Source organism: Serratia sp. PL7 (assembly GCF_945957435.1).
The window spans coordinates 1-257 of the sequence record NZ_CAMFLB010000153.1 but is presented as its reverse complement, the minus strand read 5'-3'; the positions used below and the strand labels follow the sequence as shown (position 1 = coordinate 257).

Sequence of the window (257 nt, the reverse complement as noted above, 5' to 3'; positions counted from 1 at the left end):
TTTAATGAGATGGTCACTCCCTCCTTCCCGGTACTATGCTGAGGACAGGCTTTCATTCGGAGAACTATCATGGAAAACATTGCGCTCATTGGTATCGATCTGGGTAAAAACTCTTTCCATATTCATTGCCAGGATCGTCGCGGGAAGGCTGTTTACCGTAAAAAATTTACCCGGCCAAAGTTGATCGAATTTTTGGCGACATGCCCCGCTACAACCATCGCAATGGAAGCCTGTGGCGGTTCTCACTTTATGGCACG

1 pseudogene is annotated in these 257 nt (G+C 47.5%); it reads left to right on the top strand.

Annotated features, from left to right (window positions below):
- Positions 1 to 69 precede the first annotated feature (69 nt).
- A pseudogene (locus N6G83_RS54710) lies at positions 70 to 257 on the top strand (IS110 family transposase); the annotation flags it as partial.